General features: G+C 54.8%; 11 protein-coding genes and 1 pseudogene. 6 read left to right on the top strand and 6 right to left on the bottom strand.

Translation table 11 applies throughout. The annotated features are described in order from the left end of the window. Positions 1-88 precede the first annotated feature (88 nt). Entirely contained in the window at positions 89-838 is a 750-nt protein-coding gene (gene map, locus GYMC52_RS09050; RefSeq protein ID WP_013145244.1) for a type I methionyl aminopeptidase, read from the bottom strand. Positions 839-1,101: 263 nt separating this feature from the next. Next, positions 1,102-2,406 carry an ATP-binding protein gene (locus GYMC52_RS09045; RefSeq protein WP_013145245.1) on the bottom strand — a complete coding sequence of 435 codons (1,305 nt, stop codon included), beginning with the start codon at positions 2,404-2,406 and terminating at the stop codon, positions 1,102-1,104. Between the two features lie 264 nt (positions 2,407-2,670). Here GYMC52_RS09045 and GYMC52_RS09040 point away from each other — a divergent pair, with 264 nt between their 5' ends. From GYMC52_RS09040 to GYMC52_RS18645, 4 genes and pseudogenes are all read left to right on the top strand, one after another. Beyond that, positions 2,671-5,037 (top strand): immune inhibitor A domain-containing protein, encoded by a 2,367-nt coding sequence (locus tag GYMC52_RS09040; RefSeq protein ID WP_041469461.1) that lies wholly within the window; start codon positions 2,671-2,673, stop codon positions 5,035-5,037. Between the two features lie 159 nt (positions 5,038-5,196). Further along, complete coding sequence (locus GYMC52_RS09035; protein ID WP_013145247.1) at positions 5,197-5,442, top strand: hypothetical protein; 246 nt, start codon at positions 5,197-5,199, stop codon at positions 5,440-5,442. Between the two features lie 208 nt (positions 5,443-5,650). Further along, on the top strand, positions 5,651-6,445 hold the full coding sequence (locus GYMC52_RS09030; protein ID WP_013523834.1) for a uroporphyrinogen-III synthase: 795 nt from the start codon (positions 5,651-5,653) through the stop codon (positions 6,443-6,445). Positions 6,446-6,453: 8 nt separating this feature from the next. Then, positions 6,454-6,597, top strand: a pseudogene (locus tag GYMC52_RS18645) (hemerythrin domain-containing protein); the annotation flags it as partial. Between the two features lie 85 nt (positions 6,598-6,682). Here the strand turns inward: GYMC52_RS18645 and narI are convergent. From narI to GYMC52_RS09010, 4 genes are read right to left on the bottom strand one after another with little or no spacing between them, the layout of a single operon-like run. After that, positions 6,683-7,387, bottom strand: coding sequence for a respiratory nitrate reductase subunit gamma (gene narI, locus GYMC52_RS09025; protein ID WP_013523833.1), 705 nt, complete (start codon positions 7,385-7,387; stop codon positions 6,683-6,685). After that, the gene (gene narJ / locus GYMC52_RS09020) at positions 7,363-7,938 is read right to left on the bottom strand and encodes a nitrate reductase molybdenum cofactor assembly chaperone (RefSeq protein WP_013523832.1); all 576 of its coding nucleotides are present in this window, start codon (positions 7,936-7,938) and stop codon (positions 7,363-7,365) included. The genes narI and narJ overlap by 25 nt, the downstream gene beginning before the upstream one ends. Positions 7,939-7,990: 52 nt before the next feature. Beyond that, positions 7,991-9,460, bottom strand: a complete 1,470-nt coding sequence (gene narH / locus GYMC52_RS09015; protein WP_013523831.1) for a nitrate reductase subunit beta — start codon at positions 9,458-9,460, stop codon at positions 7,991-7,993. Beyond that, complete coding sequence (locus tag GYMC52_RS09010; RefSeq protein WP_013523830.1) at positions 9,450-12,698, bottom strand: nitrate reductase subunit alpha; 3,249 nt, start codon at positions 12,696-12,698, stop codon at positions 9,450-9,452. The genes narH and GYMC52_RS09010 overlap by 11 nt, the downstream gene beginning before the upstream one ends. Positions 12,699-12,869: 171 nt before the next feature. On the opposite strand from GYMC52_RS09010, the gene GYMC52_RS09005 reads away from it, so the two are divergent. Continuing rightward, positions 12,870-13,373 (top strand): metal-dependent hydrolase, encoded by a 504-nt coding sequence (locus GYMC52_RS09005; RefSeq protein ID WP_013145254.1) that lies wholly within the window; start codon positions 12,870-12,872, stop codon positions 13,371-13,373. A gap of 86 nt (positions 13,374-13,459) precedes the next feature. Continuing rightward, complete coding sequence (locus tag GYMC52_RS09000) at positions 13,460-14,212, top strand: alpha/beta hydrolase (RefSeq protein ID WP_013523829.1); 753 nt, start codon at positions 13,460-13,462, stop codon at positions 14,210-14,212. Positions 14,213-14,239 lie beyond the last annotated feature (27 nt).

Genomic DNA, 14,239 nt, shown 5'->3' with positions numbered 1-14,239 from the left:
AGCAAATGGGGAAAAGCATAGAAAAGACCCGGGCGAATCGTTTGCCCGGGTTTTTCTATTGGCAAAAAGCCGGCTGGCGCCGTTGCCCTTACGCCGGCGTCGTTAAAATGAGTGGTCCGTTTTTCGTAATGGCGATCGTATGTTCATATTGCGCTGAATACGAGCCGTCGATCGTTCGCGCCGTCCAGCCGTTCGGATCCATTTTGCTTTGCCATGCCCCCATGTTGACCATCGGTTCGATCGTGATGACCATCCCTTCCTTTAAACGCATCCCTTTTCCTTTTTCACCAAAGTGGGGGACATACGGTTCTTCGTGGATCGTCGGGCCGATGCCGTGTCCGGTGAAATCGCGGACGACGGAAAAGCCGTGCGCTTCGACGTACGTTTGAATGGCGTGGCCGATGTCGCCGATCCGATTGCCGAGAACGGCTTGCTCGATTCCTTTATAGAGCGACTGCTCGGTGACGTTAAGCAGTTTTTGCACGTCTTCACCGACGTCGCCGATGGCGTACGTCCAGGCGGAATCGGCGAGCGCTCCGCGCAAATTGACGACAAAGTCGATCGTGACGATATCGCCTTCTTTCAGCGGCTCGTTGCGCGGAAACCCGTGGCAAATTTCATCGTTAATGGAAGCGCATGTCGCATACGGATAGCCGCGGTATCCTTTTTGTTCCGGTTTGGCGCCGTATTTGGCCAAAAACGTTTCAACGAACCGGTCGATTTCCATCGTTGTGACGCCCGGTCCGATGCGTTTGGCGATCTCTTGATGACAGGCGGCCAAGAGTTTCCCCGCCTCGCGCATCAATTGAATTTCCCGTTCCGTTTTGACGTGAATCATGCAACTGTCTCCTTTTCCCTCGATGTGTTTCGCTTCGATAGTATTGTAGCAGAAACCGCTGTGATGTTAAACCAGGGTGATCCGTTCGCAACTGGGGATCTATTCCTGAATTTTACCCAAAAATAGTTTACTCATCCGTGCGAAGGGCGGCTAAAGGAAAAGATGCCCAGACCAAAAGAAAGGGCACTTTGATGGCTGGGCATACAGGATATCGATATGTTGACCTTTGTTCACAAGAGCCCTTGCGGCCGGTCTTCGCTATATCATAAGGCGGCAAACAGCTGTTTCTCTTTATCAGAAATCGTTGAGGAAGAAGGAGACGGTGCGAGCGGCAAATAAATCGACACCGTCGTTCCTTTATGTATTTCGCTTTCGATGCGAATCGTTCCGTTCATCGATTCAATGATGCGGTAGACGACCATCATCCCGAGCCCCGTGCCTTTGACGCCTTTCGTCGTAAAATACGGTTCGCCAAGCCGTTCGAGCTGTTCTTTCGTCATGCCAACGCCGGTATCGGCGATGCGGATGAGCACGCGTCCGTTGTCAATGGAGACGTATACTTGCAACGTCCCGCCGTTAGGCATCGCTTCGATGGCGTTTTTCATTACGTTGAGCAAACATTGACGGAATTTTTCGCGCTCACCGATGACGGAAAATGGGGCAAGCGTCGCTTGAATATCGACGCAGCTCATATTGGCGAGCGGGCGGAGGATGTCAATGACTCGCTCGATTTCGAGCTTCACGTTCAGCTTTTCCGGCGTCTCGGGCGCCGGCTTGGCAAACGTCAAGTAATCGGTGATGATCGCTTCAGCTCGGTCAAGCTCCTCAATGGCGATGCGCGCATACTGGCGGCGTTTGTCGGCAGCGAGCGGCTGCTCTTCGATCAGTTGGATAAACCCACGCGCCGCGGTGAGTGGATTGCGGATTTCATGGGAGATGGAAGCAGCTAAATGGGTGACGGCTTCCATTTTCTCGGCCCGAATCACTCGTTTGCGCAGCGCGATGTTATGGTGCACCATTTCCTGAAACGAACAAACGATGAGCATGCTGATGGGCTGTACAAACAAAAAGATAAGCGCAACGGAAGGCGGAGGAGAAACCGCAGCAGCCATCCACTCCGCTATGGCGACGGTCAATAGGCCAGAGCCGAAGCTGAGCGATGTAGCGAACAGCGTGCGCTGTTTGGTTGGCAGCTCGACAAACCGTTTTGTCAATAAACTGCTTGTTGCAGCGATGGCGATGGAAACGACGACGGTGACGAAGACGCCAGCTCCGCCGAACAGCGAGCGGTAGGCGATCGCCGTAAACGCTAAAACCGTCGCCGCCCCCGCTCCGCCGTACAAACCGCCAAGCCATAGAGGAATTTGCCGCAAGTCGAAGATAAAGTCATTCTCTGTTCTGGCCGGGAGGGTGATGCATAACATGATCACGACGGCGTAACAAATGGTCGGCAAATAAAGGCGGAATCGTTTTGGCCTCTTCTCCTGCTCCGTACAGAGGGGAACGAGGAACACTGGCAGAAGGATGAAAAACAAGTTGAGCAAAAAGTCTTTGAAAATATTCAGCATCGCGGCACCTTCTTTCCCATCGTCAAGCTGCATAACCAGAATTTCTACAAAAACTGCGAATATATTACATTGTAACCGGAAACCGACCCGCATGTTAAGGTCGAATTCATAGCCTTTTTTTGATATAAATCTTGTTTTTTCGACAAGAGCAGGAAAAAAGAACTATTTTTTGTTTATTTAGTAAAGTAGTGATTTATTATTATTAAACTATTTTGTAATATTTTAATTGTATATATATTCTATCATAGTGAAGGAGGGGTTTTTCTGTCTAAGCGTTCGATCACTTCACTCGTTGCCGCGCTGTCGCTCGGCATCGGGCTGTGGGCATCTCCGGCGGAAGCGCCGAAAGCGGCTAACGCCTCCGGCATTCCGGCTGTGAAGCAAGGGGGACCGGTCGATTTTGCGATTGCCAATGAGGAAAAGCTGGCGGAAATGTTGAAACAGAGCGGAAAGCTTCGCGCTGATGCGACTCCTGCTGAGGTGGAACAAGCAGTGCGCGACTATTTGCGGCAAAAGGCGATTCATATGCCGCGAGGAAAAGGAGAATTATACAATAAAGAGGCAAAGCGCGCCGAGGCGATGCAGGACGGACAGCAGACAAATGGCGTGCTGAACGGGAAAGGGAAAAAGCTCGGACAATCGAAAACGGCTTCCGTGCCATCCGTCAAGCCGGAGCCATGGAACGGCGGCAAGCGGGTCGACCGTGTACTCGTTTTGCTCATCGAATATCCGGACTTTCCGCATAACAACATTCAGCCAACTGAAACGGATATGTATTATAAAGATTATACACGCGAACATTATGAAGATATGATTTTCGGCGGCGATGACGGCTATTACGATGGGCCGAATGGCGAGAAGCTCATTTCGGTGAAAAAATATTATGAAGAGCAATCGGGAGGAAGCTATTCCATTGAAGGAAAAGTGGCAGGCTGGTATCAGGCGAAGTATCCGGCTAAATACTATGGCGGAAATGTACCGGCGCCGGATGGCAATGACGCCAATCCACGGGCGCTTGTGCGCGAAGCGCTGGCGGCGGCTGCGAAAGACCCGAGCATCAATTTGCGCGAGTTTGACCAAGAGGATCGGTATGATTTGGATGGCGACGGCAACTATCGCGAGCCGGACGGCTTGATCGACCATTTAATGATCATCCACTCCAGCGTCGGTGAAGAGGCGGGCGGCGGTTCGCTCGGCGGCGCCGCGATTTGGTCGCACCGCTGGAATTTAGGATCGGTCTATCGAATCCCGAACACAACGACCGATGTGCCGTATTGGCGCGGCCAGCTAGCGGCATACGATTATACGATTGAGCCGGCTGACGGGGCGGCGGGGGTGTTTGCTCACGAATACGGCCACGATTTAGGGTTGCCGGATGAATACGATACGATTTACTCTGGTTTAGGTGAGCCGATCGCCTATTGGTCCATCATGTCGAGCGGCAGCTGGGCAGGGCGCATTCCGGGCACCGAGCCGACCGGCTTCAGCGCCTGGGCGAAACAGTTTTTGCAGTCGACAATGCCCGGCAGCAACTGGCTGAGCGGAACGACCGTTGAGTGGAACGAAGTGACGCAAAACGGTGTTGAAGTCGTGCTCGATGAAGCGAGCACGAAAGGGACGAACAACGATGCCGTGCGCATCAATTTGCCGAAAAAAGAGACGGTCGTCACCATTCCGCCAAGCGGTGCGTATGCATATTTCTCCGGCAGTGGAAACAACTTAGATCATACGATGTCAACGACGATCGATTTGACGGGAGCGTCCAAGGCGACGCTGGCTTTTGATACATGGTATGCGATTGAGAAAGACTGGGATTATGGGGCGGTAGAAGTAAAACCGCATGGCAGCAACGAATGGACAACAATTCAAGGAAACATTACGACGACCAACAATCCGTACGGGCAAAACCCGGGCAACGGCATTACCGGTACGTCAAACGGCTGGGTGAAGGCGGAATTTGACTTGTCGGCCTATGCAGGACAAACGATTGACCTTCGCTTCCATTACATCACTGATGTAGCGGTGTCGGAAGCTGGCTGGTATGTTGACAACATTCAAGTGACGGCAGATGGCGCAGCTGTGCTTGCCGACGGCGCCGAAGGGGACAGCTCCTTTGTGATGACCGGCTTTGAAAAGAGTAATGGTAAGCGATACTCGGATCATTACTATTTGCTTGAATGGCGCAACCACCGCGGCGTCGATGAAGGGCTCGCCCATATTTTGCGCGGCGGCCGGCTCCTTTCGTACGATCCAGGTCTTGTCGTCTGGTATGTAGATGAAGGCTATGACAACAACTGGACGGGCGTCCATCCGGGCGAAGGGTTTCTTGGCGTTGTGGATGCCGACCAGCATACATTGAAATGGTCGGGCAACACGACAGCGTCGACTCGCTATCAAGTGCACGATGCGGCGTTCAGCCTGCAAAAAGGAGCCTCATTCCGCGTGGCGATCAATGGCTCACAGCTGATCGACAACGATACATCGCCGACGCCGGTGTTTGACGACAGCCGGTCGTATGACAATAAAGGGGCCGTTGACGCCGGCCGGAACGTGCCCAACTATGGCCTAAAAATCCGCGTCATCGGTGAAAGCGCTGACCGCACGGCAGCGCGCGTGTTGATCTACCGCTGACAACCTCCAAAGGCGCACGGAAATGTTCCGTGCGCCGAGCATTTGTCGACACGGTTTGTCATCCCTTCGTCGAATTTGTTGATTTTTCTTTCCCCCTTTTTTCCGCTTTTTCCGTTTATAATCATAAGTAGGATTGGATGAGAAGGGGGAACAAACAGAATGGAATGGTATGAACAGCTGTCGGCGTGGATTGCCGAGAAGCAGCCGGTGCGTGTAAAAACCTATCAAGGGGAAGTGGTCGTGCTGCCGGTTAAGCTGTATCAGGACACGCGCAAATTGTTCGTTTACAACCGTCAAATGCGGCTGATGAATATTCCGTTGGACCGGATCATTTCCGTCGAGCCGACGCGCATCATCGGTTCCTTTGACCGTCGGGGAGAAGAGGCCATGGTACATACTCGTTGAACGGAGGGCACGCGTCTTTGGGCGCGTGTTTTTTGATGGTGGTCGGCTGTTTCTGCCTGCGGTCTGTTCTGTTGCGCTGGGCGCTATACCCAATGAAGGCGGCATTCGCGTTGCGATGTGCCAGGGAGCGGAATGGTTTTTGTTGCATAGGCAAAGACCATCTTTTAGAATGGAAAGGACGAACGACTGACCATAAGGGGGAAGGGACATGCATGGCAAACGGATTGCCTTGTGCGCGTCACGCAAACTGGACGAAATGACAACACTTATTGAAAAGCAAGGAGGAACGGCCATCATTCGTCCGGCGCAAGGGACCGTCTTTTCAAAGGGAAGCGAACTGGGAGAGGAAATGCGAACCGTCATCGCCATGCGGCCGGACTGGATCGTATTTACGACGGGAATCGGCTTCGAGGCGCTGTTGGAAGCGGCCGACCGGGAGGGAATGGCTGCCCAATGGCATCGAACGATCAAGGAAGCGAACGTGGCTGCCCGCGGCTATAAAACGGTGACGGCGTTGAAACAAATCGGCGTCACTCCGGTGGCAGTAAGCGAGGACGGGACGACGAAAGGGTTGATTGCTGCTCTTTATGGGCACGACTTTGCGGATAAGAACGTTGTTGTGCAGCTGTACGGCGATACCGCGCCAGCCTTGAAGCAGTTTTTTCTTGAACAAGGCGCTTTGTATACGGAATTGTTGCCATACCGGCATATCGCTCCGGATGAGGAGACACTGGCGACATTGTATAAAGAAATCGTCGGGCGCGAAGTCGATGCCGTCTGTTTTACTTCAGCGATGCAAGTCCGCTTTTTCTTTTCGTTCGCCCGCGAGAAAAAAGAGATCGCACCGCTGCTTGACGCGTTTCGCACCGATGTCGTGGCCTGCGCCGTTGGCAAAGTGACAAAAGAAGCATTGGAAGAAGAGGGAGTCGATCGCGTCATCGCCCCGGAACATGAGCGGATGGGAGCGATGATCGTGACGCTCGCACGCTACTTTGGTGCGTAAGCCCTTTGTTGACGCTCGCCGGTGCGGTCATTGAGGCACATCATATTTTGGATGAGCATTTCATGAAAGAAGAAAACGTGCTCTTTCCGATGGCCGAGCGGCTGTTGTCGGATGAGGAAAAAGAGAAGCTGTTTGTGCGCATGAACGAGTAACGGTGAGACGAAAAACGGGATGCCCCCTGATTGGGAGCGCCCCGTTTTTTTGTTTGGTGGTCCTTAGGTGATGACCGCCGCTCGCTCACTGAGCGCGGTCGAACGGTTCCGCTTGTTTTGGCATCCGCTTCCGGTAGACGACGTAGCTGCGCTGCAAGTAGCGGAGCGGAAAGCTGAATACATGAACGAGGCGGGTAAACGGCCAGACGGCGAACAAGCCAAACGCGGCGAGAATATGGATTTTGAACCAAAGCGGGACCGTTTCCATATAAACCGGGTCCGGGCGGAATGTGAGAAGGCCGCGGAACCATGGACCGATCGTCGTTCGGTAGTCAAAGCCATGTGAGTTGACGTTCAGCAATGTCGATGACAACCCGCTGGCGATCACGACAAGCAAAAATCCGAGCGCGACCCAGTCGCCGGTGCTGCTTGTCACCCGTACGCGCTTGACTGTCAAGCGGCGGCGAAAAAGGATCACGAAACCAGCGAGCGCCGCCAAGCCGGCCGGAATGCCGCCTGCCAAGGCGAGGGCGTGGTACATCTCTTCTGTCACGCCGAGCGCTTCGTAAAACGGCTCGGGAATGAGAATGCCCATCACGTGGCCGACAAACACGAACAAAATGCCCCAGTGGAACAGAAGGCTTCCAAGGCGCAACTGCCGTTTTTCGAGCAGTTCGCTTGATTTTGATGTCCAGCCAAACTGGTCGCGCTGGTAGCGCCAAATATGGCCGGCGACAAATAGGACAAGCGCCAAATACGGAACAATCACCCAGAGAAATTGGCTGGCCATGCCGTTGCACCTCCTTTCGGGATCGGCGTCACGCCGAGTTGAGTGAATGTGTGATTGAGCGCGTCAAACAGCTGTGCATACGGGCTGCCTGCCGCTGCCAGCCGGTCGCCGATTTCGCGGATATGGCCGGCATAATCGGCGAGCAAGGCAGTCGTATGCTCTTGATCTGCATAGGCCATCCATTCAAGCATGAGCGGCAAGTAGTCGGGCAGCTCGTGATCGGAGACGGCGAATCCGGCCGCCTGGTAGCGCGCTTTTAAGGCGACGAGTTCGATTCCGCGCTCCCGCTGCTCGCCGTTTGTCATATACGTCAAGTACAAATTCGTTTTTTTGCCAAAATCGAATGTTTCGACATACTGCTCCATCCGCTGACGGGCTGGGATGGAGTTGATTTGTTCGGCAAACGCCAAAAGCGGCGCGCGGACGGTTTCATCGTCAAGCGAGCGGATGGCGTCTAGGCAGTCAGGAAGCGATTGGGCCCACTGTTCGTCCGGGTAAGACAACAAATACGATACACATAGAAAGACCGTTTGTTGTTGTTCGCTGTTCATCGTAAATCCTCCATTTCATTGTTGAAGGGGGCGGGAGCCCCGCCTTCTCCCTTTACAGCGTGCCGCAGGCGCCCGGGCCGCCGGCGAACGCCAGCCCGCAGCTGCCTTGTTCCGCGTACAAGTCAGCGACTTCTTCGCGGTGCGATGCTGGAATGACGAACCGGTCTTCGTATTTGGCGATCGCGAGCAGGCGGTACATCTCTTCGATGTCTTCGCGGCTTAGGCCGAGCGATTCGACGAGGCGGATGTCCGGCTGTTTGTTCGTTTGTTTCGCCCGCATGTATGAGCGCATGGCTGCCATTTTTTTCAACGTCGTACGGATGTGCGCCGTATCGCCCGCCGTCAGCAAATTCGCCAAATACTCGATCGGAATGCGCATGTTGTCAATCGCCGGGAAAATGTCATTGGCGCTGGCGCTGCTTCCTTTTCCTTCGATTGTATTGATGATTGGGCTAAGCGGCGGAATGTACCATACCATCGGCAGTGTCCGGTATTCCGGATGGAGCGGCAAGGCGATTTTCCAGTCGACGATCATTTTGTAAATCGGCGAGCGCTGCGCGGCGGCGATCCATTCGTCCGGAATGCCGGCTTCTTTCGCGGCGGCGGCGACGGCCGGATCGTTCGGATCAAGGAAAATATCGAGCTGGGCATGGTACAGCTGTTTCTCATCTTCGACGCTCGCCGCTTCTTTCACTTTGTCAGCGTCATACAGCATCACGCCGATGTAGCGAATGCGGCCGACGCACGTTTCCGAACAAATCGTCGGCATGCCGGCTTCGATGCGCGGGAAGCAGAGCGTGCATTTTTCCGCTTTGTTCGTCTGCCAGTTGAAATACACTTTTTTGTACGGGCAGCTTGTGACGCAATACCGCCAAGCGCGGCAGGCGTTTTGGTCGACGAGGACGATGCCGTCCTCGTCGCGTTTGTACATGGCGCCTGACGGGCAGCTCGATACGCATGACGGATTGAGGCAATGCTCGCAAATGCGCGGCAAGTACATCATAAAGACGTTCTCAAATTCCGCTTGGATCGATTGCTCCATTTTGATGACGTTCGGGTCGACTAAGCCCGTGACATGGGCGCCGGCCAGGTCGTCTTCCCAGTTCGGCCCCCATGACAGCTCCATCCATTCGCCGGTGATGCTTGATTTCGGCCGCGCCACTGGCTGGTATTGTTTTGGCGGGCTGTTCGTCAACGTTTCATAGTCGTAATTCCACGGTTCGTAGTAATCGTCGATCGTCGGCTGGTACGGATTGTAGAACAAGTTGACGAGCCGCATCGCTTTCGAGCCGGATTTGAGCTGCAGTTCGCCGTTTTTCAACTCCCAGCCGCCTCTATACTTCTCTTGGTTTTCCCATTGTTTCGGATAGCCGATTCCGGGTTTCGTTTCAACGTTGTTAAAGTACATGTATTCAGCGCCGGGGCGGTTCGTCCATGTGTTTTTGCACGTGACGCTGCACGTATGGCAGCCGATGCATTTGTCCAAATTCATCACCATGCCGACTTGCGCTTTAATCTTCAAGCCAATCAACCTCCTCGAGTTTGCGGATGACGACGTACAGGTCGCGTTGGTTGCCCGTCGGTCCGTAATAGTTGAATCCGTAGCTTAACTGTGCATATCCGCCGATCATATGCGTCGGCTTTACGTGGATGCGCGTCGGGCTGTTGTGCGTGCCGCCGCGGTTGTTTGTCAGCTTCGTGCCCGGCACGTTAATATGGCGGTCTTGCGCGTGGTGCATAAACGCCATGCCGCGCGGCAGCCGGTGGGAGACGACGGCGCGGGCGACGACGACGCCGTTTTCGTTGAAACATTCGATCCAGTCGTTGTCGTTGATGCCGGCTTCGGCCGCATCATCTTTGTTCATCCACACGGTCGGCCCGCCGCGGAAAAGCGTCAACATCGGCAAGGAGTCGAAATACATGCTGTGGATCGACCATTTGTTATGCGGCGTCAAATAGTTCAAGATGACTTCCTTTCCGTTTTCTTTCGGGCGTTTGTTTGAAAACGGACGGTGCGGCAACACCGGCTTGAACGTCGCCATCGTTTCGCCGAACTCGTGCATCAGTTCATGATCGATGTAAAACGACTGCCGGCCGGTCAACGTCCGCCACGGGATGAGCCGTTCGACGTTCGTCGTAAACGGCGAGTAGCGCCGCCCGCCTTTTTCCGAGCCGCTGAACGCCGGCGAGGTGATGACCGTTTTCGGCTGGGCGGTGATTTGTGCAAACGTAAAGCATTCTTCCTCGCGTTCTTTCGCTAAATCGGCCAATTTCAAATCCGTCTTTTTCTCAAGCGCCTCCCACGCTTTCACCGCCATTTTGCCGTTTGTAGTTGATGACAGCGTCAAAATCGCTTCAGCCGCTTTTTTCGCTTCGCTGATATCCGGGCAGCCATCGGCGACCGAGGCGCGCCGGACAGTGCCGAGCCGGCGTTTCAGCTGTTCGTACTCGTCTTTCGCCGACCAGGCAATCCCTTTTGTGCCGATCGGCTGGCGGGCGACGTTCGGACCCAGGGCGGTCATTTGATCGTAAATGAGCGTATAGTCGCGCTCGATGACATGAATGTTCGGCATCGTTTTGCCCGGAATCGGTTCGGTTTCGCCTTTGCTCCAGTCTTTCACTTCACCGAACGGCTGCGCCAGCTCTTGCGCCGTATCGTGCAACAGCGGAGTGGCGACGACTTCTTTCATTGGCTTCTGCAGCTTTTTCTCTTTCAGCTGTTTCGCGACATAGGCGCCGATTTCTTCCGGTGTGCGGGCGCCGGCGTGAACGGCTTCGTTGTACAGCTCGATGCCGTTTTTGTTAAATGTCGGGTACGACGGCAGCCAGCCGAGCCGCGCGGCCAAGACGTTGTAATCGCCAGGATGCAAGTAGCGCGCTTTTTTGGCCAGCGGCGAGACGAGTTCGTCGACCGGCCGCTCTTCGTAGCGCCATTGGTCGGTTGCAAAGTAAAAGAACGACGTGCCGTTTTGCAATTTCGCCGGTCCGACCCAGTCGCGCGCCATGGCGATTGTCTGCCATCCTTCCGCTGGGCGCAGTTTTTCTTGCCCGACGTAATGCGCCCAGCCGCCGCCATTCACCCCTTGAGCGCCGACGAACAACACCAAGTTCAACACAGCGCGGTAAATCGTATCGGAGTTATACCAATGGTTGATTCCTGCGCCGACGATGATCATGGACCGGCCGTTTGTGTCGATCGCGTTGTCGGCAAACTCGCGGGCGATTTTGACGACGAGATTCCGCTTGACGCCGGTGATCGCCTCTTGCCACGCCGGGGTGAACGGAACGTTGTCATCGTACGAACGGGCAACGACACCGCCGATGCCGCGGTCAATGCCGTAGTTGGCCAAAATCAAATCATAGACGGTTGTCACATACACGTCGCCTGTTTCGGTGCGCACTTTTTTCACCGGCACAGCACGCTCGATTGTTTTTCCACCGTCATCCGTGAAATATGGCAACTGAATCGGGAAGATTCCATCTTCGCTGCCTAAAAACGACAGGCGCGGTTCAATGGGCTGCCCCGTTTCCTCGTCGACGAGGCGCAAGTTCCATTTCCCCTTATCCTCCCAGCGGGCGCCGATCGTTCCATTCGGCACGACAAACGAGTCGGTGTTTTCATCATAGATGACCGGCTTCCATTCGGCATTGTTCGTTTGTTTGCCAAGGTCTTTCGCCAACAAGAAGCGGCCGGCCGTCCATGCGCCGCCGTTTTGTTTTAAGGTGACGACAAACGGAAAATCGGTGTACGTTTTGGCATATCGTTCAAAATATGGAACGGTCCGTTTGACGTAATATTCGTTTAAAATAACATGCCCCATCGCCATCGCCAAGGCGCCGTCCGTCCCTTGCTTCACCGACAGCCAGTCGTCGGCGAATTTTGTCGACTCGGCGTAATCTGGGCTGACGGAGACGACTTTCGTGCCGCGGTAGCGCACTTCGGCTAAAAAGTGAGCGTCCGGAGTCCGGGTGAGCGGGACGTTCGAGCCCCAGGTGATGATGTAGCCGGCGTTGTACCAGTCGCTTGACTCCGGCACGTCCGTTTGGTCGCCCCAAATTTGCGGCGACGCCGGCGGCAAGTCGGCGTACCAATCATAGAAGCTTAACATCGGCCCGCCCATCAGCTGCATAAACCGCGACCCGGCGGCATGGCTGACCATCGACATCGCCGGAATCGGCGAGAAGCCGATGTTGCGGTCCGGTCCGTATTTCACAACCGTATACAATAAGGAAGCGGCGACAAGCGTCAACGCTTCGTCCCAGCTGACGCGGACAAACCCGCCTTTTCCGCGCGCCTGTTTGTAGCGTTTTGCTTTTTCGCGGTCTTCGACGATGCTTTTCCACGCTTCAAGCGGATTGTTCGGATGAGCCGCGAGCGCCTCGCGCCACATGTCAAGCAAAACGCCGCGCACGTACGGGTATTTGACGCGCAACGGGCTGTACATGTACCATGAGAAGCTCGCGCCGCGCGGACAGCCGCGCGGTTCAAAATCCGGCATATCCGGCCCGGTTGACGGGTAGTCAAGCTGCTGCCCTTCCCACGTGACGATGCCGTTTTTGACATAAATGTTCCAGCTGCACGATCCTGTGCAGTTGACGCCGTGAGTCGAGCGGACGACTTTGTCGTGCTGCCAGCGGCGGCGGTAGGCGTCTTCCCAGGCGCGGTCGCCGTAAGTTGTTTCACTGTGGCCGTCGGCTTGGCGCTCAATCGGCCGAATATATTTGAAACGGTTGGCAAGCGGGGAGCGTTTTCGTTTCATTTTGTTCAACTCCTTTACGCGTTCTGTACTTTTAACGATAACCATGATGCCAATAACGCGATGTTAACTTTGTCACACTTCGCGGCATTGTCACAAATTCGTCAAAGAAACGAACAAATATTCTTTTCTGTGGTATAATGGGGAAAACGATAAAAGTTTGAGGGGATTTCGTTGCGATACTCCAGCCATGTCATTGCCACATTATGCCTCGGCGCGGCGGCGGCCGCGCATACAAAGCTGCCGTTTACCGCCGCCTATACGGCGGGGCTTGTCATCGGCAGCCTTCTTCCTGATATTGATGAGCCGTCGTCATACGTCGGCCGCCGTTCGTTCGGCGTCGCCGGCAAAGTGAAAGAAGCGTTCGGCCATCGCGGCATGACGCATTCGCTCATCGTCTGGGGGGTGCTTGCCGCCCTCGTCTGGCGAGATTCGGCGTCGCCGTTTACCGCGGGGCTCGTGCTCGGCTACTTGTTTCACATTGTGGAAGACTTTTTTTCCGTCCAGGGAGTGCCGCTGTTTTGGCCGTTTTCGTCCAAGCGGTGGAAAGTGCCGCTCTATCGGACGGGAAAGGGGATGGAAAAAGCATTGGTTGGCATCGCTTGGATCGCGTTCGTCTATTTTGGATTCAACGGCTTGTTTCACGAATGGTGGCGGTCATGGTTGTCGATGTGGTAACGGCGCCCGATGAAAAAAGGAAAAAAGAGGTGCGGCGGCGAATATGGTGAGAGGAACGGGTTTGACTAGATAAGGGGGAGAGGAAGATGAGCGAACAATATCCGGTGCTTCCGGGCGCCGAGCCGTTTTACGCCGAAAACGGGCCGGTCGGGGTGCTGCTCGTGCACGGATTCACGGGCACGCCCCACAGCATGCGCCCGCTCGCTGAGGCGTATGCGAAAGCCGGCTACACGGTCTGCCTGCCGCGCTTAAAAGGGCACGGAACGCATTATGAAGACATGGAGCGGACGACGTTCCACGACTGGATCGCCTCGGTCGAAGAAGGATATGAATGGCTGAAAAAACGATGCCAAACCATTTTTGTCACCGGTCTTTCCATGGGTGGGACGCTGACGCTTTATATGGCGGAACGTTACCCGTCCATCCGCGGCATCGTCCTTATCAATGCGGCGATTGACATCCCGGCCATCCGCGCTGGTCTAGCGGGTGGCGGCGAGCTGCCGAGGTATCTGGATTCGATCGGTTCGGACTTGAAAAATCCGGATGTGAAAGAGCTGGCATACGAGAAAACGCCGACCGCTTCGCTTCTTCAGCTGGCTAGGCTGATGGAGCAAGTGAAAGGCGAGCTGGAACGTGTGACATGCCCGATTTTAATTTTCGTCTCGAACGAAGACCATGTCGTGCCGCCTGAGAACGCGGACATCATTTTTCGCGGCGTCCACTCGTCAGACAAAGAGATCGTTCGGCTGAAAAACAGCTATCATGTCGCGACACTTGATCATGACCAGCCGCTCGTGATTGAACGGTCGCTTCGTTTTTTCGCCAAGCATTCGAAATAGCCGGACCCGACGTTTTGCCCATTCCGG

Source organism: Geobacillus sp. Y412MC52, assembly GCF_000174795.2.
Lineage (GTDB): Bacteria > Bacillota > Bacilli > Bacillales > Anoxybacillaceae > Geobacillus > Geobacillus thermoleovorans.
Note: the sequence above shows the minus strand (reverse complement) of the source record. Positions and strands in the feature narration are given on the sequence as shown.

What these genes read in the sequence shown, in the direction of transcription:
- map (WP_013145244.1), bottom strand. Translation starts at nt 838, where the DNA reads ATGATTCACGTCAAAACGGAACGGGAAATTCAATTGATGCGCGAGGCG.
- GYMC52_RS09045 (WP_013145245.1), bottom strand. Translation starts at nt 2,406, where the DNA reads ATGCTGAATATTTTCAAAGACTTTTTGCTCAACTTGTTTTTCATCCTT.
- GYMC52_RS09035 (WP_013145247.1), top strand. Translation starts at nt 5,197, where the DNA reads ATGGAATGGTATGAACAGCTGTCGGCGTGGATTGCCGAGAAGCAGCCG.
- GYMC52_RS09030 (WP_013523834.1), top strand. Translation starts at nt 5,651, where the DNA reads ATGCATGGCAAACGGATTGCCTTGTGCGCGTCACGCAAACTGGACGAA.
- narI (WP_013523833.1), bottom strand. Translation starts at nt 7,387, where the DNA reads ATGGCCAGCCAATTTCTCTGGGTGATTGTTCCGTATTTGGCGCTTGTC.
- narJ (WP_013523832.1), bottom strand. Translation starts at nt 7,938, where the DNA reads ATGAACAGCGAACAACAACAAACGGTCTTTCTATGTGTATCGTATTTG.
- GYMC52_RS09010 (WP_013523830.1), bottom strand. Translation starts at nt 12,698, where the DNA reads ATGAAACGAAAACGCTCCCCGCTTGCCAACCGTTTCAAATATATTCGG.
- GYMC52_RS09000 (WP_013523829.1), top strand. Translation starts at nt 13,460, where the DNA reads ATGAGCGAACAATATCCGGTGCTTCCGGGCGCCGAGCCGTTTTACGCC.